Source organism: Actinospongiicola halichondriae (assembly GCF_049103745.1).
Taxonomy (GTDB): Bacteria; Actinomycetota; Acidimicrobiia; order Acidimicrobiales; family Salinilacustritrichaceae; genus Salinilacustrithrix; species Salinilacustrithrix halichondriae.
Map to the genome: position 1 here is coordinate 2,169,574 of NZ_CP171622.1, position 20,297 is coordinate 2,189,870.

The following is a 20,297-nucleotide window of genomic DNA, read 5'->3' on the forward strand; positions in this document are numbered from 1 at the left end:
CCGACGATTGCAGTTACTCTCGGTAACATGTTGGGGCTCGGAACAATCATCGCCGCGGACGAAGGGACGCTGGGAGGGAGCGCGCTCGCGTCGTGGACGCCGGTGACGGTCCTGATCTGCGCGTATGTCGCAGCGGACATCGCGCTGTTCGCCTACGGGTCATCCGGCGACGGCGACTGGAACCCGCTCGGAGCCCTCCAGCGCATCGGCCGCGGGCTCACGCGACTCACCGGGATACCCGGCTGGGCAGCGATCGCCATCGGCCAGTCGCTGTTCTCGCTGCTCCTCGCCGGCGTCGGCTTCTACTCCGATGTCCAATGGCACATCGCACTCGGGCGGGACGACGAGCTCTTCACCGCTCCCCACACGGCCATCCTCCTCGGCCTCATCGGCATCCTCGCCGCGTCGGTCTTCGGCATCCTCGTCGCCACCCTCGACCGATGGGACGGCGGCCGCAAGGTGCTCGGCTTCACCGTGCCGTGGTCGATGGTCCCGCTCGGCGCACTCGGCGTCGGCGCGGTCTCGGGTTTCCCCATGGACGAGATCTGGCACTCGGCCTACGGCGTCGACGTCACGATGTGGAGCCCGACCCACATGCTGATGATCCTCGGCGCCAGCTTCACCGGCATCGCCGCCTGGTTGGTCATGGCCGAAACCGGCGTGAAGCCCCGCGACAACCGCTGGGCGAGCTTCCTCCACGGGTTCGCCGCGTGGCTGACCCTCCAGGGACTCGTCGCCAGCCAGGGCGAGTTCAGCTTCGGCGTGCCGCAGTTCTCGCAGGTCTTCCAGCCGATGCTGATCTCGATGGCCGCGGCGCTCGCCTTCGTCGCCATCCGCCTCGTGCTCGGCCCCGGGCGCGCCGTCCTCCTGGGCGCCATCTTCTTCATCACCCAGTTCGCACAGATCGGCGGCGACGGTCCGGTCGAGACCCGCCACGGTGCCACCTTCCTGCTGTCGGCGATCGTCGTCGAGAGCGCCGCACGCATGGTCGGCGTCGACCGCCGCAGCCGCTTCGCCGTCGTGTCCGGCGTCGGCGTCGCCACCATCGGACTGGCGGGCGAATGGCTCTGGAACAGCGACGGCCTCACGGCTGGTGCCCCGCAGGCGTGGAACTCGTCGCTCATCGCCCCTGCCGTGGTCACCTCGCTGATCGCCGGCGTCGGCTGCGCCGTGCTCGGCACCGCCTTCGCCCGCGCCTTCCGTTTCGCCGAGCCGGGGCGCCAGGTCGGAACGTTGGGACTCGTCGTCGCCGCCATCCTCGCCATCGGCCCGGTCCTCGCGTTCCTCCCCCGCCACACCGCGGACGTGACCGCATCCATCACGCTCGAGCCCGCTGCCAGCGACGACTTCGAGGAGGCCGGCGCCATCGTCACCGTGGAGCTCACCCCGGCTGATGCAGCCGACGACGCGCACTGGTTCCAGGCCACCGCATGGCAGGGCGGCGGCCTCGTGCTCGCCGACATGGTCGAACAGTCACCCGGCGTCTGGGTGTCGGAATCGCCGGTGCCGACCGAAGGCCTGTGGAAGACCCTCGTTCGCCTCCACCGCAACGGCAATCAACTGATGGCCGCGCCGATCTGGTTCCCCGACGACCCGTTCATCGGCGAGCCTGAGATCCCCGCCGTCGACCGCACGATCGCCATGGGATCCGAGTCGCAGTACCTGCTGCGAGAGACGAACGAGGGGAACGGCTGGCTCTCCCCCGTCGTCCACACCTACCTCGCACTCACCGTGCTCGCCTGGCTCGCGGCGTTCGCCATCGGCGTCCGTCGCATCGGTGGCGGCGACGTCGCGGTCGAGCGTTCGGAGCCGAAGGTGCCCACGCCACAAGCCGTCTGAACAAACCGCTTGCCTCTTACATACCGAGTATGCATACTCAGTATGTATGAGGCATCGCCATGGCCGTTCGTGAGGGACTCCTCGTCCTGCTCGCCGAGGGCGAGCGGCACGGCTATCAACTGAAGACCGAGTGGGAGGCCGCGACCGGCGGCACTTGGACGGTCAACGTCGGGCAGGTGTACACCACCCTCGACCGTCTGGTCCGTGACGGTCTCGTCTCCGTGGACGACGACGGCGACCAGAAGCGCTACGCGCTCACCGCCGAGGGGCGCGAGGCGGTGACGGCGTTCTGGGACGAACCGATCCCCGCTGCTGCGCTGTCGCGCGACGGCCTGGTGGCCCATGTCCTGCTCGCTGTCCACGCCGACCGTGCGCTCGCGCTCGACGTCATCACCCGCCATCGGACCGCGATGACGCGCCAACTCCAGACGTTGCGGCGCGCCACCGGCCCCTCCACCGACCAACCGCTCGCCGAGGCGCTCGCGGTCGATGCGGCGCTCGTACGCATCGAGTCGAACCTCCGCTGGCTCGACCGCTGCGAGCAGCGCCTCCTCTCCGCCACCCCGGCCAACGGCCGATCCCCCTCCCCGGCCGACGGCCGCTGACCATCCAGGAGCCCCGTGTCCACCGCAACCCCCGCACTCGAACTGCGAACCGTCGTCAAGCGCTACGGCTCGGGTACCACCGAAGTGCGTGCCCTCACCGACGTGAACCTCACGATCGATCCCGGCCAACTCGTCGCCGTCATGGGCCCGTCGGGCTGTGGCAAGTCGACGCTGCTCCACGTCGCCGGCGCGCTCGAACCTGTCGACGCCGGTGCGGTGACAGTGTTCGGCACCGATCTCTCGACGCTCGACGCGAAGGGTCGAGCAGCGTTGCGCTGCAGCGACGTCGGCTTCGTGTTCCAGCGCCTCAACCTCCTGCCATCGCTGACCGCACTCGAGAACGTGATGCTCCCGCTCGAACTGCAGGGCCAGCGCCTGCGGAACGCTCGCAGCGCTGCGAAGGACGCCCTCGCTTCCGTCGGCGTCACCGACCAACTCGACCGATACCCGGACGACTTCTCCGGCGGCCAGCAACAGCGCATCGCCATCGCCCGAGCGATCGTCGGCGAGCGCCGCCTGATCCTGGCCGACGAGCCGACGGGGGCACTCGACTCCACCACCTCCGACCTCGTCATCGAGATCCTCGCCGGCCTCCCGGCGGCGACGGGGGCCACCGTCGTCCTCGTGACCCACGAGCCACGCTTCGCCGGCTGGGCCGACCGAGTCGTCTTCCTCCGCGACGGGCGGGTCATCGACGAAGCCGTCGCCGATCCGCTCGACGTGTGCGGCGCCGACGCCCTCGAGGGCACCGATCTCACCGCCGGTGCACGATGAGCGCGAACCGTCTGGCGACCAGGATCGCCGCCCGCGAGGCGCGTCGTCGACCGATGCGCTCGCTCCTCGTGATCATCCTGGTCGCATTGCCGGTCGCCGGGATGACCGCAGCGACCACGATTCTCCGGTCCGAGGCGCGGACACCGATGCGCGTCTTCGAGGACGACTTCGGGAAGGCCGACCTCGGCTTCAACACCTTCGTCTCCCCGGACGACGACGGAGAGGTCGCCGAGGTCGCCGAGGCCCTCGACCTCACCCCGGCCGGCACCGAGGCCACGACGCTGAGCGACTGGTACCAGGGCGTCCGCAGCGCCACCGACACCGCGTACGTCAACGTCTTCTCCGGTGACGCGACCGCTCCGATCTTCGGTGGCCGGTACCAACTCCTGTCCGGACGCGTCACCCGCGCTGGCGGCGAGGTCGCTGTCAGTCCGGCCCTGGCCTCACGTTTCGGCGTCGGTGTCGGCGACCGCCTCGTCCTCCAACGCCCAGCTGTCGAACTCGACGTGGTCGGGATCATCGAGGACTCCCGACACCTCGACGGCACGGCCCTCCACTTCGTGGGTGAACCGCCGGCCGCGCTCCTGGTGGACGGAGGAGCCCAGGTCCGAGTCCTGCTCGACATCCCCGGCGAACTCGATGTGCCAGGCGCCCTCGCGCTCCTCGAACGACGCGATTCCGGCACGGGCGACCTCCCGTACTTCGAGATCCGACCGACGTACGAGATCGTCGATGCGATCCTCGCCCGGGCGCCTTGGCTCAGAGAAGAGGCCGATGCCGCAGTCCGATGGAGCATCGTGGCCGGCGCACTCGTCCTCGCCGCAGTCGGGATCATCATCGCCGCCGCCTTCACGGTCGGCGCTCGACAACAGCTCACGACCCTCGGGCAACTCAGCGCCAACGGGGCACCCGAGAAGCTCCTGCGACGAGTTCTCGTGCTGCAGGGAACCGTGACCGGCATCGTCGGCGCCTGCGCCGGCGTCGTCCTCGCATCGGTCGGCGTCCGGCTGGCACGCGGCTCCATGGAGCAACTCGCCGACCACCGGATCGCGACCTTCCAGACCCGCCCCTCCGACGTGCTCGCCATCGTGGCCGTCGGCGTGGTCGGCGCATCCATCGCCGCCCTCATCCCGGCTCGGAGCGCCGCTCGCATCCCGACGCTGCGTGCGCTGGCTGGTCGACGACCTGAAGAACGGGTCTCCCGCCGGGTCACCACCACCGGTGTCACCGCCTTCGCCGCGGGCCTCGCGGTGCTGGCCGTTGCCTCGGTCGGGGCGAGCACGGGCGGCGACGGCAATCTCTGGGCCGCCGTCGCCATCGTCGGCGGACTCGGCGTGTTGTTCGGCGCCACCGCCACCACCCCGGCACTCGTGGCCGCCGTCGCTCCGCTCGCATCGAGGACCCGGGGCGTGACTCGCATCGCCGTCCGCAACCTGACCCGGCATCGGACGAGGACGGGGGCCGTGGTCGCCGCCGTCGCTGCCGCTGGAGCGCTCGCCGTCGGCGGAACCACGATCGCCCGATCGACGATCGCGGAAGAAGCCGCCTACACCACGACCGCCCCGAGCGTGGTCACGCTCAAGGGTTACAGCGCGACTGGTGGTGGCGATCAGGCCCCGCCACGCCGTGCGGTTGCGCAGGTCGGCAGCGCGCTCCCCGATGCCGAGCGGCATCAACTCGCGGTGACCGCCCCGGCGTTCGACGTCTCCAGTCCCACCGTGCCCGAGTACGGGTTCGGCCAGTCGACCGCCTTCGTCATCGACGAGGGTGCGGCCGAGGCACTCCGCCTCGACGATGCAGTCGCCGACGCCCTCCGCGACGACGGCATCGTGCTGGTGCGTTTCGTCGACGACGATCTCACGAGTGATGTCGCGGTCACCCTCGACGGCTCGACCCCGATCCCCACTCGGCTCGCCTTCAGCAGATACTCGGTCGGCACCGGCACCGGGCTCTACATCTCGCCGGCGTTCGCCGAGGAGCACGGCCTCGAGACCCAGTTGGGGCCGATGTTGTTCTCGCTCCCGGACCCGATGACCGAGGTCGAAAGGTTCGACCTCGACGCCGTCCGACAGGACGCGTGGAAGTCGTGGGAGGCGCAGGGCGCGGTGAGCCCGGACCCGGTCGACACGTGGGATGTCAGCTACACGCCCGAAACGAACTCGATCTCCCGCCGTGTCGTCGAGACCCTCCTTGCCGCGACCGCGACGCTGCTCGCCCTCATCGTGTTGGGCATCGGCCTCGCCCTGGCGTCGGCCGACGACCGTGAGGAGGCCACGACGTTGTCCGTCGTCGGCGCCAGTCCCCGAGTGCGTTCGATGACGACAGCGACGAAGGCCTGGGTCATGGCGACACTCGGGTTCCTGCTGGCCATCCCCATCGGCTTCCTGCCGGTGCAGGTGGTGCGCTCGTCGACCCAGTACGCGACTTCCGCTCCGTTCCCGGTCGCCACGGTCGTCGGACTCGTCGTCCTGGCACCGGTCATCGCCGCCGTGGTCACGCTCGTGGTGAGCAGTGTCGCCGGCCGTGTGCGGCCGCTTCGGATGTCGACGGCGATGTTCGACTAGCGGGCTCGGTCAGGCCGTGCGGTTTCTCCGCATGAGGCGGACGATCAGGAGCAACAGGATCGAGCCGATGATCGAGCCGAAGACGCCGCCGGCCTGGACCGCACCGTCGTCGATGTCGGCGCCCAGCAGTGCGTATCCGAGGAACCCGCCGAGCAGCGAGCCACCCACGCCGAGCGCCCACGTCGCCATGATCCCCATCGGGTCACGGCCCGGGACGATCAGCCTGGCCAGCGCGCCGAAGACGATGCCGAACACGAAGAGAACGAAGAAGAACCAGATCATGCGCCCTCCCTTCCCCTGCCACCGACCGATCAGACATCGCCCCCACCCACCGTTCTGGTGAACGTTCGCGCCACCTGATGGTGCCGATCGACCACCAGAACGGAGCGTTGCGTGTTCTGGTGAACGCTCGTGCCGCCTCATGGTGCCGACTGACCACCAGAACGGGGGGGGTCAGGACGAGTGGGGTCAGAAGCCGAGGCGCTCCTGGAGACGGGCGTGGAGCTCGTCGATCGGGATGCGCTCCTGCTCCATCGTGTCGCGGTCGCGGATGGTCACCGAACGGTCCTCGAGGGTGTCGAAGTCGACGGTGATGCAGTACGGCGTGCCGATCTCGTCCTGGCGTCGGTAGCGACGGCCGATGGCCTGCGTCACGTCGAAGTCGCACATGTAGTGCGGCTGGAGGATCGACAGCACCTCGTCCGACACGCCGACCAGTTCGTCCTTCTTCGACAGCGGCAGGATCGCGACCTTGTACGGCGCGATGCGCGGATGGAAGCGCAACACGGTCCGGGTCTCGTCGTTGACGGTCTCTTCGTCGTAGGCGGCCATGAGAAACGCCATCGCCGTGCGGGTCGCGCCGGCGGCGGGTTCGATCACGTGCGGGACGTAACGCTCGTTGGCCTGCTGGTCGAAGTACTCGAGCTTGGTGTTCGAGGCCGTGGCGTGCGCGGTGAGGTCGAAGTCACCGCGGTTGGCGATGCCCTCGAGCTCGTCCCAGCCCCAGGGGAACAGGAACTCGACGTCCGAGGTGCCCGAGCTGTAGTGCGAGAGCTCGTCGTCGTCGTGGGCGCGGAGTCGCAACTTCTCCTCTGGCATACCGAGATCGAGGTACCAGTCGAAACGCGCCTTGCACCAGTACTCGTACCACTCGTCGGCCTCGGCCGGCGGGACGAAGAACTCCATCTCCATCTGCTCGAACTCACGGGTCCGGAACACGAAGTTGCCAGGCGTGATCTCGTTGCGGAACGACTTGCCGATCTGGGCGATGCCGAACGGCGGCTTCTTGCGCGAGGTCTCGAGGACGTTCTTGAAGTTGAGGAACATGCCCTGTGCCGTCTCGGGCCGCAGGAAGACCTCGTGGCCCGCACCCTCGACCGGGCCGGCATGGGTCTTGAACATGAGGTTGAAGTTGCGGGCCTCGGTGAACGTGCCCGATTTGCCGCACGAGGGGCAGGTGTTGGGATCTTCGAGCTTGTCGAGGCGATGGCGGGTCTTGCACTCGGTGCAGTCGACGAGCGGGTCGGTGAAGTTCGACAGGTGGCCGGAGGCCTCCCACACCGGGGGCGGGCTCAGGATCGACGCATCGAGGCCGACCACGTCGTGGCGCAACTGCACCATCGAGCGCCACCAGGCATCCTTGACGTTGCGGAGCAGGAGTACACCGACGGGCCCGTAGTCGTAGGTCGACCGGAAGCCGCCATAGATCTCGGCCGACGGGAACACGAACCCCCGGCGCTTGCACAGGTTGACGACCGTGTCGAAGAGATCGGGGCTGGAGTCGCTCATAGGGCGGGGAGCCTATCGACGGGGCTCGCCAGTCCCGGAAGGCGAATCCCCGAGGTGCGGCTCTCTTCAGCCCTGGTTTGGTAAACCGACGCGGTGACCGATCTCCAGTACACGCTCGCCACGCCGGGTCCGGCCCGCGACGTCACGGCGGTGATGGGACGTCGAACGCTCGCCTGGGTGCTCGATCTCGTGCTGTACCTCGCGTTCGCCGTCGCCATGTTCGCCCTGCTCGCCGACTACGTCGACATCCCGAGCGGGGCGAACGTCCTCGACGTGTGCGAGCGCCTCCGATTCCAGGACAGCGACGCCGCCGCGGGCTGCGTCTCCGTGGGCGATCGCGCCTACATCACCTCGAACGCCGACAACGGCCTGCAGTCGCTCGCTGCGCTCGGCTACTTCGTGTTCTTCGTCCTGCTCCAGGGATTGGTCGGCGGCTCGCCGGGCAAGCTGCTCACGGGGTTGCGGGTCGTGAACGACCAGGGCCGACGTGCCGGTGTCGGTCGCAGCCTCCTCCGCACGATCCTCTGGGTCGTCGACGGCGCACCCTGGTTCGCACCGATCGTCGGCTTCGTCACCGGCCTCACCACCACCGGGCACCGTCGCGTGGGCGACATGGCTGCGAAGACCTACGTCGTCTCCCGACGAGACCTGGGGACACCGGTCTCGACCGGCGCACCCGTGATGCCGCCGGCCCAGGGGGCGTGGGGTGCTCCCCCGCCCACGTGGGCGCCGCCCACGGCTCCCCCGGCCACCACCCCCGCCCCGACGACGGCGCCGCCCCCGCCGATGGGCGCCACCACCCCTGCGTCGTCGACGCCGCCGCCGCTACCCAACGACCCGTCGCCGACCTGGGCACCACCTTCCGACGCAGACACCGAAATCCCCGACATCGCCGCCCCGGACCAGGGTCTCTCGTCGACCGTGCAGCCGGAGGCCGAGCAGACCATCCCCGAGATCGACGGTCGGGTCGACATCGGGACACCCCACGTCGAACCCGACGCCGACTGGTGGGCGGGCCCCGAGGCCGAACCGAGCGATTCCACCCCCGCCGCCGACGTCGCTCCGGAGATGCCGGCGTGGGAGGACCCCACCCCGGCACCGGACACGACCGGCGACTCGTGGACGCCACCGACGAGCCCCGGCGACGACGTCGTGGAGCAAGAGGATCCCAGCCCTGCCGCCGAGCCCGCACCGTTCACGGCACCGGGCGCCGAGGCCATCCCGTCGGCTCCTCCGACCCAGGCACCTCCGACCGAGGCGCCTCCGACCCAGGCACCGGCGACACCCGAACCGTCGCCGCGACCCCCGCCGCAGTGGGACCAGGCCCGCAACACCTACATCCAGTGGGAGCCCGCGACGCAGCAGTGGCTGCAGTGGGATGAACCAGCGCAGCGCTGGAAGGACATCGACAGCTGACATCGACAGTGATCAGCAGTGAGGCCACCGGCCTCCGTCAACGGGCCAACCCCACCATCGAGACCATCGCGACCCTTCTCGCCGTCGGCCTCATCGCGCTCCTGGCGTTCATCCCTTTCACCAACGGTTGGCGAACACCGGTGAGCCCCTTGGACGAGGGCATGACCCTGGTCTACGGCGAACAACTGCTCGACGGGGCCATCCCCGGCGAGTCGTTCGACACCACGTTCCCACCGGGTTCGAGCATGATGATCTCGGCCAGCTACCTCGTGTTCGGCGAACGTCTGACCGCGGCACGCGCCGTCGGCCTCGGCGGCCGCCTGCTCCTGTTGGCGTCGATCGGTCTGATGCTTCGACGGTGGGGTCGCGCCGCGGCCCTGTTGGGGATGGGCTTCACCGCCCTGCTCAAGGTCACGGGCGGCGTTGCCGTCTTCCCGATGTCGCTCGGGGTCGCGGTCCTCTTCGCCGGCGCCGCGGTCACCGTCGAGGCCACGACCCGACAGGGTCGAGCTCGCACGGTCGCCTTCGCCGTCGCCGGCGGGTTGCTGGGACTGGCGGGCGCCACGAGGTTCGACTTCGGGCTCGCGATCGCGGCGACGTTGGGGGTCGTCGCGCTGACCGCCCCGACCGACCGTCGCCCGATGCTGGTCGGCGCGCTGTTCGGGTCAGCACCCCTCCTCTACCAACTCCTCGCGGCTGGACCGTCGGTGACGGTCACCAAGCTCGTGCTCGAGCCCGCATTCGTCTGGGGCCCGTACCGGCGAGTTCCGCTGGGCGACGCGTCGCCGGAACTGCAGCTTCGACTCGTGGCGATCGCCGTGCTCTTCACGGTCGTCGTCGCATGGGGCGTCCACGCTGCCGTGAGACTCCGCGGCGACGAGCGGGTCCGGAGCGTCGCCCTGGCCGCGCTCGCCCTGCCGACACTGCCGTACGCAGTCCAACGACTCGACGGCGGGCACAGCAGCGCGAGCCTGCGCATGCTCCTCCTGATCGTCGTCGCCATCGGCGCCACGGTCGGGGCTCGACGGTGGGGACGGCCGGTGGCCGGTACGTCGGCCGCGGTGGCGATCGCCGCGCTGGTGGTGCTCCCCACGTCGATCGACAACGGCATCCTGCGCACCCTTCGAATTCCCACCACCATCGAGACGTCGCCGGTCGTCGTCGGCACGGAGGGTCGATGGGTGCACGTTCCCGAACGGACTCGTCAGAGCCTCCAGGAGATCAGCGACACGCTGAGCCAGCGCTCGGCGCCGGGCGAGCGCCTCGTCGTGGGTACGAAGGACCCCCGCCGGGTGTTCCTGGTCGACACTTACATCTACTTCCTGTTCCCGCACCTGCAGCCCGGCACCTACTACATGGAGTTCAACCCCGGCGTGGTGAACGGACAGGACAGCGGCTACGCCGACGACGTGCGCGCCGCCGACTGGCTGATCCTGAACGCCGACTACGACGCGGCCGCAGACGAGCGCCAGGACCCGGGGCCGGACGAGGCGATCCACGTCGTCGACGAGTTGTTCTGCGAGATACCGGTGTCGGGCCCCCTCTCCTTGTACGAACGGTGTGACCGACGCGCCTGAGCGCGGCAGCGAGTCGGCACCGCCGTGTCGCCCCTCACAGCCGGTGTTGGTCGAGCATCCCTGGCGTGCGCAGTCGTCGCTCGAGGTGGTGCTCGACCGCCTCGGTGGCGATGGCACCGACCTCGGCCACGGCGGGTGACGGCTCCTCGGCCAGCACCGAGGCAAGTCCTCCGCCGAGCACCGCGCGGAGCAGTCGCAGCGCCTCGGGCGACACCTTGCGACCCTGCCGGCAGTCCTGGCACAGCATCCCGCCGGCGAGGAGGTCGATGGACACGAGCGGATCGCCGTTGCCACACGATACGCAGGCGTCGACCTCGGGCTGGAACCCCTCGTGGGCCAGGACCTTCAGATAGAAGGCCGGGACGACGAGCGGATTGTCGTTGGTCGAGATGGTGCGCAGGACGCCGACGAGCATCGCGTAACGCCGCTGGTCGACTTCGCCCTCCATCGCGATCTGGTCGATGACCTCGAGGACTCCGACCGCCGAGCCGTAGCGATCGAGGTCGTCGCGGATCGCCCGGAACGTGTCGATCGACTCGACCTGGGTGATGGTGTCGAGGTTGCGACCCTCGTAGAGCTGGACGTCGACGTGCGACAGCGGTTCGAGCCGCGACCCGAACTTGCTCTTGGTCTTGCGGACGCCCTTGGCGACGGCCCGCACCTTCCCGTGCGCTGCGGTCGCCAACACCACGATCCGATCGGCCTCACCCAGCTTGTAGGTCCGCAGGACCACGCCCTCGTCGCGGTAGAGACCGCTCATCGCCGGTGATCGCCTGGCGACTCAGCCATCGTCGTCGAGACCGCCGAAGCGACGTGTCCGCTCCTGGAACTCGCGCACGGCATCGAAGAGGTGCTCGCGACGGAAGTCCGGCCACAGGACCTCCGGGAAGACCAGCTCGCTGTAGGCCAACTGCCACAGCAGGTAGTTGGAGATGCGGTGCTCGCCCGACGTGCGGATCATCAGGTCGGGATCCGGCATCTCGGGGTCGTAGAGGTGCTTGGCGATCGTCTTCTCGGTGATCTTCGACGGATCGATGCCCGAGGCCGCGATCTGGCGCACGGCATCGACGATCTCGGCACGCCCGCCGTAGTTGAACGCGATGGTCAACGTCATGCGGGTGTTGTCCTGCGTGAGTTCGAGCGCCTCGTCCATGCGCCGCAGCACACGCTTGGGCACCCGGCGATCGCGGCGGCCCACGAATCGCATCCGCACGTTGTTCTCGTGGAGCTCGTCACGACGACGCAGCAAGAGCGACTCGTTGAAGTTCATGAGATAGCGCACCTCGTCGGCGGGGCGCCGCCAGTTCTCGGTCGAGAAGGCATACACGGTGAACCACTCGACGCCCAGGTCGAGACAGCCGTAGGTCGCGTCGAGCAGGGCTTCCTCGCCCGCTGCGTGACCCTCGGTCCGCTTGCGGCCGCGCTGTTGAGCCCAGCGACCGTTGCCGTCCATGACCGCAGCGATGTGTGCCGGGACGCGCTTCGGGTCGATGCCGGGGACGTCCATCCGGGCCGACGCTAGTGGTGGCCGAGGCACGTCTCGCGCTCCCCGGGCACGGAATCTGCGAATCGGTGCGGTAGAAGGGGGCTCGTGAAAGAGCGCCTCGCATCCGTCCCCGTGATCGGTTGGCTGCTCCGGGTCCAGGAACGCTTCGGCGAGATCCGTGGCACCGCCCTCGCCAACGGCATCGCGCTCCAGACCTTCCTGTCGATCTTCCCGCTCGTGATCGTCGGCGTCGCCGTCATCGGCTTCCTCGCCGTCGACGATCCCGACTTCGCCCAATCGGTCATCGACAACCTCGAACTCGACGGCGACAGCGCCGAGTCGTTCAACGAGGCCATCGCCACCGCACAGGACTCACGGCAGGCCGCATCGGCGATCGGCCTCGCCGGCCTCCTCTTCTCGGGCCTCAACCTCGTGACCGCGATCCAACGGTCCATCGACGCCGCCTGGCAGACCCACGGCAAGGGCCTGGTCGAGAAGCTGAAGGCGCTCGCCTGGCTGGGCGGCGCGACCCTCATCTTCATCGGCTCGTTCGGGTTGGCCATTGCCCTCAACGTCCTCCCTGCGTTCCTCGCGCCCATCTCGCTGCTGGCCGGCTTCGGCGTCAACGTGTTGCTGTTCCTGTGGACGTTCACGGCGCTGGGCCGTGTACCCGTGGGGTGGCGGGCTCGCCTCCCCGGCGCACTCCTGTGTGCCTTCGGCTTCGAGATCATGAAGGTGCTCGGCTCGGTGTACGTGCCGAAGCTCGTCGCCGACTCGTCGGCGCTCTACGGCTCACTCGGGGTCGTCTTCGCCGTGCTCGCCTGGCTGGCGATCTTCGGTCGGCTCCTCGTGTACGGCTCGGTGGTCAACGTCATCCGCTGGGAGGACACCCACGGCACGGTTCGTGTCCAGATCGACGCGCCACGGGTCGACGGGGCACTCGCCCTGGAGACGAACCGGACCGGGGCCGTGATCGACACCCTCGACCGATGACGACGTCAGCCCGGGTGGTCCGGCCGGCGCAGCCCGGCGACGTGGCCGCCATGCGCCAGATCGGAGCCGACGCCGGTCGGCGTTTCGCCACGGTCGACGACCCACGGATCGCGGCCTGCGCCGACGACGAGCCCTTCGAGGAACACGAGTTGGCGGCGTGGATCGCCCGGGACCGGGCGTGGGTGGCCGTGGTCGACACCGTCCCCGTCGGTTTCGTGGTCGTCGACGTGGTGGACGGCAATGCCCACATCGAGGAGATCGCGGTCGATCCCCGGCACGGTCGCTCCGGGCACGGTCAGGGCCTGCTCGATGCCGTCGCGGCGTGGGCCGCCGACCACGCCTACCCGGCGGTGACGCTCACGACCTTCGCCGACGTGCCCTGGAACCGACCCTGGTACGAGCGGCAGGGATTCCACGTGCTCGACCCCGCAGAGCCCGGGCCCGAGCTCGCCGCCCGGGTGCGGGTCGAAGAAGCCGAAGGGCTGCCCGCAGATCTGCGGGTCTGCATGGGCCGAACCGTCTGACCCGACCGCTACCGTCGGCACGATGCCGACACCGTCATCTCCGGTCCTGGCCGATGCGCTGGCGTCGGTGGTGGCCGAGCTCCCCGGCGGCGGCGAGGTCCGCGACGGACAGCTGCAGATGGCCGAAGCGGTCGAGGCCTCGATCAGCTCGGGCCAGCATCTCGTGGTCGGAGCCGGCACCGGGACCGGCAAGACCCTCGCCTACCTCCTCCCCGCAGTCCGGAGCCACGGCCGCACGGTCGTGGCCACCGCCACGAAGGCGCTCCAGGACCAGGTCGCGGCCAAGGACCTCCCGTTCCTCGAGGAACACGTCGGCGGGTTCACCTGGGCGGTCCTGAAGGGGCGCTCGAACTACGTGTGCCGTCAGCGCGTCCAGGAACTGCTCGACGATCGCGAAGGCAAGCTCGACATCACGACCGACGATCCCGGTCTCGTCTCGGTGCTCCAGTGGGCCGAGACCACCGAGATCGGCGACCGCGCCGAGCTCGCCGTCGAACCACGCGGTCCGGTGTGGGACGCGGTGAGCGTCGGTTCCGACGAGTGCCCGGGCGCATCCAAGTGCCCCAAGGGCGAGACATGTTTCGCCGAGGGCGCCCGCCGCAAGGCCGCCGAGGCCGACGTGGTCGTGGTCAACACCTACCTCTACGGCACGCACCTCGCCGCCGGCGGCGTCATCCTCCCGCCCCACGACCTGGTGGTGCTCGACGAGGCACACCGGTTCGAGGAGGTCGTGTCGTCGACCGCCGGGTCCGAGCTGACGGTCGGGCGCGTGAACGCCGCGACCTACGCCATCGGCCGGGTCATCGCCGACGACGCCCTGATGTCGGACATCCTCGCCATCGCGACCAAGCTCGGCGAGGTGCTCGACGGGCTGGTCGGCGAACGGCTCGATCCCCCGCCCAAGGCACTCGTCACCCAGCTCACCCGCCTCCGCCCCAAGCTCGACGAGGCGGCGGCGGCACTGCGGAAGGTCCCGGACTCGCAGCCCGACGTGGTCGCTCGCCGCAACCGCGCCATGCAGCAACTGACCGGCCTGGTGCAGGACCTGACCACGGCCACGGTCGTGCCCACCGGCAGCGTGGCCTGGGTGGAAGGGCGTGCGGGCGCCGCCAGGCTCCGGATCGCGCCGATCGACGTCGCCAGCCTGCTCCGCGAGATTCTGTGGGACGAGACCACGGCGGTCCTCTGCTCGGCCACGATCCCGCCCAAGCTCCCGGAGCGACTCGGGATGCCGAAGTCGACCACGCGTTCTCGACGTCGGGTCGCCGTTCGACTACGAGCACAACGCCGTCCTCTACTGCGCCTCGCACCTCCCCGACCCCCGCAACGATCGACGCGCCGCCGCGGTGCACGACGAGATCGCGACGCTCATCGAGGCGGCCGGCGGACGGACGATGGCGTTGTTCACCTCGTGGCGGGCCATGCAGGAGGCGGTCGAGGCGCTGCGACCCCGACTCGACACCGAGATCATCGCCCAGGGCGAGCTGCCCAAGCCGGCGCTGCTCGACCAGTTCGCCGCCGAACCGGAGACGAGCGTATTCGCCACCCTGTCGTTCTGGGAGGGGGTCGACATCCCCGGCGACTCGCTCACGTGCGTCATCCTCGACAAGCTCCCCTTCGCTCGACCCGACGATCCCCTGCTCGAAGCCCGCCGCGAACAGGTCGGCCGCAACGCCTTCGGGCTCATCGACCTCCCACGCGCCATCACGCTCCTCGCGCAGGGCGCCGGACGTCTGATCCGCACCTCGACCGACAAGGGCGTCGTCGCGGTCCTCGACCCCCGCCTGGCGACGGCCAGCTACCGGTGGGACCTGGTGCGCGGACTCCCCCCGATGCGGCGCACCAAGGACCAGGCCGAGGTGGTCGAATACCTGCAGTCGCTCCGGACCGACTGACGGCGTGCGCAGCGTCTCGGCCGTCGCGGTCTTCGCCGGCCCCATCGTCCTCACCGGCTACATCGTCGGATCGCTCACGGCGACCTGGATCCACCGGGACGACGACGCCCGCCCCGCCGACGGGCTCGTGGAAGCGTTCGTCGCCCTGGCCTCGTCGACCGCGGCATGGTGGACCATCCAGGAACTCTCGCCCGGCAGCAGCTTCTCGAGGATCGGCTACTTCTCGAACCAGGTGCTGTCCGCCTGGCAGTCGGTGTCGCTGTGGACCGGGCTCGCCGTCGTCGCCGGGATCTGTGCTCCGGTCTTCCGCCGGTTCCGGGGCGGGACCGGACTCGCAGCGTCGGCGGCGATCTTGAGCATCCACCTCCCGTGGTTCGTGTTCGGTTGCGCCGGAGCCGCCCTCGCCGGCTTCGCCGTGGCCCGCTCGGCGCGAGTTGCCCACGTCGTCGCCATCGGTGCCCTGTTGCCCGTGGCGTGGCTCGGCTGGGTGCTCGAGTGGCAGCCCGCGTGGGGGTTGGCGCCGGGACCGGAGGCCACGGTGTGGGCCATGGTTCTCACGATGGTCCTCGGCGTGCGGTGGTGGAGCGACCGAGGATCTGAGGGCGTACTCTCACCCTGAACAACAGCACTTCGGGGGTATTGACGTGTTCGATCTGGTGATCCGCAACGGCCTGGTGGTCGACGGGACGGGCGGCGAGCCGTACGTCGCCGACGTCGGCGTGGAGGGCGACCGCATCACCGCGATCGGCCCCGGCCTCGGCGAGGGCACGAAGGAGATCGACGCCACCGGCCGCATCGTCACGCCCGGGTTCGTCGACGTCCACACCCACTACGACGGCCAGGCCACGTGGGACGACGAACTGGCGCCCTCGACACCGCACGGCGTCACCACCATCGTCATGGGCAACTGCGGCGTGGGTTTCGCCCCCGTCAAGCCCGACCGCCACCAGTTCCTCATCGAGTTGATGGAGGGCGTCGAGGACATCCCCGGCACCGCACTGTCCGAGGGCATGTCGTGGAACTGGGAGAGCTTCGAGGAGTACCTCGACGTGCTCGCCGAGGGCCGCTACACGGCCGACATCGCGGCGATGATCGCGCACGGTCCCGTCCGCGCCTACGTCATGGGCGACCGGGGAGCGAAGAACGAACTCGCCAGCGAGGACGACATCGCGTCGATGGCCACGATCGTCACCCGAGCCATCGAGGCCGGGGCCAAGGGGTTCTCGACCAGCCGCACGATCGCCCACCGCGCCCTCGACGGCGAGCCCGTTCCCGGCACCTACGCGCCGGAGGACGAACTGTTCGCGCTCGGCCGGGCGGTGAAGGCGGCGGGCAAGGGCATCTTCGAGGTCGCCCCCGCAGGCGTCGCCGGTCCCGACCACGTCTCCCCCGACACCGAGGTCGACTGGATGTGTCGCCTCGCCGCCGAGGCCGGCGTCCCCGTCACCTTCCTCATGCTCCAGACCGACGATGTCCCCGACGACTGGCGCAAGCACCTCGAGCTCATCACCCAGGCCCGCGACGCCGGGCACGACATCACCGCCCAGGTCGCCGGCCGACCGTTCGGTCTGCTCATGGGCCTCACCGCCCGCCACCGGTTCCTCGACACGCAGGCGTTCGCGCCGCTCGTCGACCTGCCGGTGAGCGAACAGGTCGAGCGCATGCGCGACCCCGAGCTCCGAGCGGCGCTCATCGCCGAGTCACGGGCGCAGATCGAGTCGCTCCGCAAGGACATGCCCGAGATCGCCAAGGCGCTCGACACCTGGGACCGGAGCTTCCCGCTCGGCGACCCCGTCGACTACGAGCCGGCCTACGAGGACTCGATCGCCGGCATCGCCGAGGCGAACGGCCTCGACCCACTCGAGGTGTACTACGACTGCCTGCTCGAGCGAGACGGCCAGGCCATCGTGATGATGATGTTGCTCAACTACAGCTACGGCAACGGCGAAGCGCTCTACGAGATGCTGAACAACCCGTCTGCCGTGCTCGGCCTGGCCGACGGCGGGGCGCACTGCAACATGATCTGCGACGCGTCGACACCCACGTGGATGCTCACCCACTGGGCGCGCGACCGGACACAGGGTCCACAGATCCCGCTCCCCACGGTCATCAAGAAGCTCACCGCCGACACCGCAGCGCTCTTCGACTTCCCCGACCGGGGCCGTCTCGAGGTCGGGCTCCGCGCCGACATCAACGTCATCGACCACGACAACCTGACGCTGCGCGAGCCACACATGGTCGCCGACCTCCCCGCCGGTGGCACCCGCTTCATCCAGGAGGCGACGGGCTACGACTACACGATCGTGGCGGGACAGATCACCCGGGACCACGACGCGTTCACCGACGCCCGACCGGGGCGACTCGTCCGCTCGCAGTAACCTGACGGCTCTGCTGGGGAGCCGATCGTGGGGCATCGAGAACAGACACGTCTCGAACAGAGACTCACCGATGACGACCGGATGGTGCGCATCGCCATCCTCGTCTTCGGCGCGATGGCCGTCATCGTCCTGCTCGGGCTGGCGCGGTCGTCCTTCGACACCGAGTACTGCACGAACCTGATGTACGACCGAAGCGCAATCGGTTCGACGAGCGATGGCGGATCGTGCGTCCTGGCGTTCGAGAACGGCACGATCGAGTCGTTCTCCCCCAGCGTCTGGGCACGCCAGAGCCGGAACCTGGCCATCGGGCTGACGGTCTGCCTGCTCGCCTACGGGGTGCTGACCCGCCGGCGGTCCGACGAGGGTTAGAAGCCCAGGTCGTCGAGATCGGACGGGCGGCGCTGCCAGTCCTTCTTCACGTTCACCTGGAGCTCGAGGAACGCGCCCGGCTTGAGCTGGCGCCGCACCCGGGTCCCGACCTCCTTGAGGATCGCACCCTTCTTGCCGATCACGATCCCCTTCTGCGAGTTGCGCTCGACCAGGATCTCGACCCGGATGTAGGGCCACTCGAGTTCGGTCACTCGCGTGGCGATCGAGTGCGGCAGCTCGTCCCTGGCGACGGCCAGGAGCTGCTCGCGGACGAGCTCGGCCACCCAGAACGCGTCGGGCTGATCGGTGATCATGTCGTCGGGATAGAACTGCGGGCCCTCGGGCAGGCGTGACACGAGGTGCTCGACCAACTCGTCGACCCCCTCGCCGGTCTTGGCGGACACGCCGAAGTAGGCCGACACGTCGAACTCCCCCGCCGTCCCCAACTGCGCGAGCACCTGCTCCGGCTTGGCGATGTCGGTCTTGTTCACGACGACGATCCCGTCCTTGGGGACCCGTCCGGCCACGAAGCGGTCACCGCGGCCGATGGGCTGGGTGGCGTCGATCAGGAAGCAGACCACGTCGACGCCGCCGATCGCCTCGTTGGCGGTGGCGTTGAGCCGGTCGCCGAGCGCGGTCACCGGCTTGTGGATGCCCGGAGTGTCGACGAAGACGATCTGGGCGTCGGGACGGTTGAGCACGCCACGGATCTGATTGCGCGTGGTCTGGACCTTGTCGGAGACGATCGAGACCTTCTCGCCCAGGATGTTGTTCAGCAGCGTGGACTTGCCCACGTTGGGTCGCCCCACGAAGGTGACGAAACCAGATCTCATACGTTCTCCCGATCGAGCACGCGGTCGATGCGCACCATGCCGATGCGACGGCCCTGGACCCGCGCTGCGGTGAGCCGATGGGTGCCGAGTTCGACGGTCTCGCCCTCGAACGGGACGTGACCGAGCGTGCCGAACACCAGACCTCCGACGGTGTCCCAGTCGCCCTCGGGCAGGTCGGCACCGAGCAGGTCGTTGACCTCGTCGAGCGGCATGCGGGCGTTGACGCGGTAGGCGCCCCCGGGCAGCGGTTCGGCCATGGGGTCCTCGACGTCGAACTCGTCGACGATCTCGCCCACCAGTTCCTCGATCAGGTCCTCGAGCGTCACCAGTCCGGCGACACCGCCGTACTCGTCGATCACGATCGCCATGTGGAACTGCTCACTCTGCATCTCGGGGAGCAGCGACGAGACCCGTTGCTGCTCGGGGACGAACCGGGCCTGACGAAGATGATCGCCGACGGCGTGGTCGCCGTTGCCATCGCGCTCGGCCCGCATGAGGTCCTTGGCGTAGGCGATGCCGACGATGTCGTCGATGCTCTCGCCGATGACGGGGATCCGGCTGTAGCCGTTGAGGATCACGACCTCCATCACGTCGCTGATCTCCCATGGCGACTCGACCGTGACCATGTCGGGTCGCGGGACCATGACCTCGCGCACGATGGTGTCGCCGAACTCGATGATCGACTCGATGAGGGCGTGCTCCGAGGTCTCGAGGACCTCGGCTTCGACGGCGACCTCGGCCAGGGCGAGCAACTCCTCCTCCGACACCCGTGGGCGCTCGGTGTCGTCGATGCCCTCGGAGCGGTGACGGACGAACGACGACATCGCCGCGCCGAGCAGCCCGAGCAGCGGGATCCGACCCACCGCACCGAGCAGGGTCGACACGCGGAGCGCGACCTCGTCGGTGCGGACCAGCGCCACCGTCTTGGCCAGTGCCTCGATCACGCCGAGGATGACCACGAGTGCGGCGGCGACCGCCAGCCACACCGAGGGCGACAGCTCCTGTCCACTACCCAACGCCACGACCAGGCCGACGACGCCGACCTGCGCGGCCAGGCGTGCGACCAGCACCGAGCCGAGGTTGGCCTCGCGGCGGTGCAGCAGCTCGACCAGCGTGTCGGCCCGGGTCTGGCCCTCGTCGACCATGGTGGTCGCACGGGCGACGGAGAGGTGCACGAGCACCGTCTCGCACACGGAGAACACCCCGATGACACCGAGGAGGACCAGGACCGCGCCGGCGGTGAGAGCGATGGTCAT

18 protein-coding genes and 1 pseudogene are annotated in these 20,297 nt (G+C 69.3%); 13 read left to right on the plus strand and 6 right to left on the minus strand.

The window, feature by feature from the left end; translation table 11 throughout:
* The first annotated feature begins 27 nt into the window (after nucleotides 1-27).
* Genes AB8619_RS10735 through AB8619_RS10750 form a run of 4 tightly spaced genes read left to right on the plus strand, consistent with a single transcriptional unit; the run spans nucleotide 28 to nucleotide 5,782 of the window.
* On the plus strand, nucleotides 28-1,839 hold the full coding sequence (locus tag AB8619_RS10735) for a hypothetical protein (protein WP_436792630.1): 1,812 nt from the start codon (nucleotides 28-30) through the stop codon (nucleotides 1,837-1,839).
* A gap of 59 nt (nucleotides 1,840-1,898) precedes the next feature.
* Complete coding sequence (locus AB8619_RS10740; protein WP_436792631.1) at nucleotides 1,899-2,444, plus strand: PadR family transcriptional regulator; 546 nt, start codon at nucleotides 1,899-1,901, stop codon at nucleotides 2,442-2,444.
* A gap of 15 nt (nucleotides 2,445-2,459) precedes the next feature.
* Nucleotides 2,460-3,218 carry an ABC transporter ATP-binding protein gene (locus AB8619_RS10745; RefSeq protein ID WP_436792632.1) on the plus strand — a complete coding sequence of 253 codons (759 nt, stop codon included), beginning with the start codon at nucleotides 2,460-2,462 and terminating at the stop codon, nucleotides 3,216-3,218.
* Nucleotides 3,215-5,782, plus strand: a complete 2,568-nt coding sequence (locus tag AB8619_RS10750) for an FtsX-like permease family protein (protein WP_436792633.1) — start codon at nucleotides 3,215-3,217, stop codon at nucleotides 5,780-5,782. Before AB8619_RS10745 ends, AB8619_RS10750 begins: the two co-directional genes overlap by 4 nt.
* Nucleotides 5,783-5,791: 9 nt before the next feature.
* On the opposite strand, the gene AB8619_RS10755 is transcribed toward AB8619_RS10750, so the two are convergent.
* Both AB8619_RS10755 and AB8619_RS10760 read right to left on the minus strand, forming a co-directional pair.
* Nucleotides 5,792-6,064, minus strand: a complete 273-nt coding sequence (locus AB8619_RS10755; RefSeq protein ID WP_436792634.1) for a GlsB/YeaQ/YmgE family stress response membrane protein — start codon at nucleotides 6,062-6,064, stop codon at nucleotides 5,792-5,794.
* A gap of 186 nt (nucleotides 6,065-6,250) precedes the next feature.
* The gene (locus AB8619_RS10760) at nucleotides 6,251-7,570 is read right to left on the minus strand and encodes a glycine--tRNA ligase (RefSeq protein WP_436792635.1); all 1,320 of its coding nucleotides are present in this window, start codon (nucleotides 7,568-7,570) and stop codon (nucleotides 6,251-6,253) included.
* Nucleotides 7,571-7,663: 93 nt separating this feature from the next.
* Between AB8619_RS10760 and AB8619_RS10765 the strand changes: the two genes are divergently transcribed.
* On the plus strand, nucleotides 7,664-8,986 hold the full coding sequence (locus AB8619_RS10765) for an RDD family protein (RefSeq protein ID WP_436792636.1): 1,323 nt from the start codon (nucleotides 7,664-7,666) through the stop codon (nucleotides 8,984-8,986).
* Between the two features lie 8 nt (nucleotides 8,987-8,994).
* Complete coding sequence (locus AB8619_RS10770) at nucleotides 8,995-10,563, plus strand: hypothetical protein (RefSeq protein WP_436792637.1); 1,569 nt, start codon at nucleotides 8,995-8,997, stop codon at nucleotides 10,561-10,563.
* A gap of 34 nt (nucleotides 10,564-10,597) precedes the next feature.
* On the opposite strand, the gene recO is transcribed toward AB8619_RS10770, so the two are convergent.
* Together recO and uppS are read right to left on the minus strand one after the other, a co-directional pair.
* Entirely contained in the window at nucleotides 10,598-11,323 is a 726-nt protein-coding gene (gene recO, locus AB8619_RS10775) for a DNA repair protein RecO (RefSeq protein WP_436792638.1), read from the minus strand.
* A 21-nt stretch (nucleotides 11,324-11,344) separates the two neighbouring features.
* Nucleotides 11,345-12,070, minus strand: a complete 726-nt coding sequence (gene uppS, locus AB8619_RS10780; protein WP_436792639.1) for a polyprenyl diphosphate synthase — start codon at nucleotides 12,068-12,070, stop codon at nucleotides 11,345-11,347.
* A gap of 84 nt (nucleotides 12,071-12,154) precedes the next feature.
* Between uppS and AB8619_RS10785 the strand changes: the two genes are divergently transcribed.
* The 7 genes and pseudogenes from AB8619_RS10785 to AB8619_RS10815 all read left to right on the plus strand — a co-directional run bounded on the left by AB8619_RS10785 (nucleotide 12,155) and on the right by AB8619_RS10815 (nucleotide 18,208).
* A complete protein-coding gene (locus tag AB8619_RS10785; RefSeq protein WP_436792640.1) occupies nucleotides 12,155-13,042 on the plus strand; it encodes a YihY/virulence factor BrkB family protein in 888 nt (295 codons plus the stop codon).
* Nucleotides 13,039-13,566 (plus strand): GNAT family N-acetyltransferase, encoded by a 528-nt coding sequence (locus tag AB8619_RS10790; protein WP_436792641.1) that lies wholly within the window; start codon nucleotides 13,039-13,041, stop codon nucleotides 13,564-13,566. Before AB8619_RS10785 ends, AB8619_RS10790 begins: the two co-directional genes overlap by 4 nt.
* A gap of 118 nt (nucleotides 13,567-13,684) precedes the next feature.
* Nucleotides 13,685-13,810, plus strand: a pseudogene (locus AB8619_RS10795) (DEAD/DEAH box helicase); the annotation flags it as partial.
* A gap of 1,102 nt (nucleotides 13,811-14,912) precedes the next feature.
* On the plus strand, nucleotides 14,913-15,461 hold the full coding sequence (locus tag AB8619_RS10800; RefSeq protein WP_436792642.1) for an ATP-dependent DNA helicase: 549 nt from the start codon (nucleotides 14,913-14,915) through the stop codon (nucleotides 15,459-15,461).
* 4 nt (nucleotides 15,462-15,465) lie between these two features.
* Nucleotides 15,466-16,080 (plus strand): glycerol-3-phosphate acyltransferase, encoded by a 615-nt coding sequence (locus AB8619_RS10805; RefSeq protein WP_436792643.1) that lies wholly within the window; start codon nucleotides 15,466-15,468, stop codon nucleotides 16,078-16,080.
* A gap of 25 nt (nucleotides 16,081-16,105) precedes the next feature.
* A complete protein-coding gene (locus AB8619_RS10810; RefSeq protein ID WP_436792644.1) occupies nucleotides 16,106-17,839 on the plus strand; it encodes an N-acyl-D-amino-acid deacylase family protein in 1,734 nt (577 codons plus the stop codon).
* Between the two features lie 81 nt (nucleotides 17,840-17,920).
* Nucleotides 17,921-18,208, plus strand: coding sequence for a hypothetical protein (locus AB8619_RS10815; protein ID WP_436792645.1), 288 nt, complete (start codon nucleotides 17,921-17,923; stop codon nucleotides 18,206-18,208).
* Here the strand turns inward: AB8619_RS10815 and era are convergent.
* On the minus strand, nucleotides 18,205-19,041 hold the full coding sequence (gene era / locus AB8619_RS10820) for a GTPase Era (RefSeq protein ID WP_436792646.1): 837 nt from the start codon (nucleotides 19,039-19,041) through the stop codon (nucleotides 18,205-18,207). The genes AB8619_RS10815 and era overlap by 4 nt on opposite strands.
* The gene (locus AB8619_RS10825) at nucleotides 19,038-20,297 is read right to left on the minus strand and encodes a hemolysin family protein (protein WP_436792647.1); all 1,260 of its coding nucleotides are present in this window, start codon (nucleotides 20,295-20,297) and stop codon (nucleotides 19,038-19,040) included. The genes era and AB8619_RS10825 overlap by 4 nt, the downstream gene beginning before the upstream one ends.

Coding starts and splice junctions, on each gene's coding strand:
- AB8619_RS10735 (WP_436792630.1), top strand. CDS start 28: ATGTTGGGGCTCGGAACAATCATCGCCGCGGACGAAGGGACGCTGGGA.
- AB8619_RS10740 (WP_436792631.1), top strand. CDS start 1,899: ATGGCCGTTCGTGAGGGACTCCTCGTCCTGCTCGCCGAGGGCGAGCGG.
- AB8619_RS10750 (WP_436792633.1), top strand. CDS start 3,215: ATGAGCGCGAACCGTCTGGCGACCAGGATCGCCGCCCGCGAGGCGCGT.
- AB8619_RS10755 (WP_436792634.1), bottom strand. CDS start 6,064: ATGATCTGGTTCTTCTTCGTTCTCTTCGTGTTCGGCATCGTCTTCGGC.
- AB8619_RS10760 (WP_436792635.1), bottom strand. CDS start 7,570: ATGAGCGACTCCAGCCCCGATCTCTTCGACACGGTCGTCAACCTGTGC.
- recO (WP_436792638.1), bottom strand. CDS start 11,323: ATGAGCGGTCTCTACCGCGACGAGGGCGTGGTCCTGCGGACCTACAAG.
- uppS (WP_436792639.1), bottom strand. CDS start 12,070: ATGGACGTCCCCGGCATCGACCCGAAGCGCGTCCCGGCACACATCGCT.
- AB8619_RS10790 (WP_436792641.1), top strand. CDS start 13,039: ATGACGACGTCAGCCCGGGTGGTCCGGCCGGCGCAGCCCGGCGACGTG.
- AB8619_RS10815 (WP_436792645.1), top strand. CDS start 17,921: ATGGTGCGCATCGCCATCCTCGTCTTCGGCGCGATGGCCGTCATCGTC.
- era (WP_436792646.1), bottom strand. CDS start 19,041: ATGAGATCTGGTTTCGTCACCTTCGTGGGGCGACCCAACGTGGGCAAG.
- AB8619_RS10825 (WP_436792647.1), bottom strand. CDS start 20,297: ATGACCATCGCTCTCACCGCCGGCGCGGTCCTGGTCCTCCTCGGTGTC.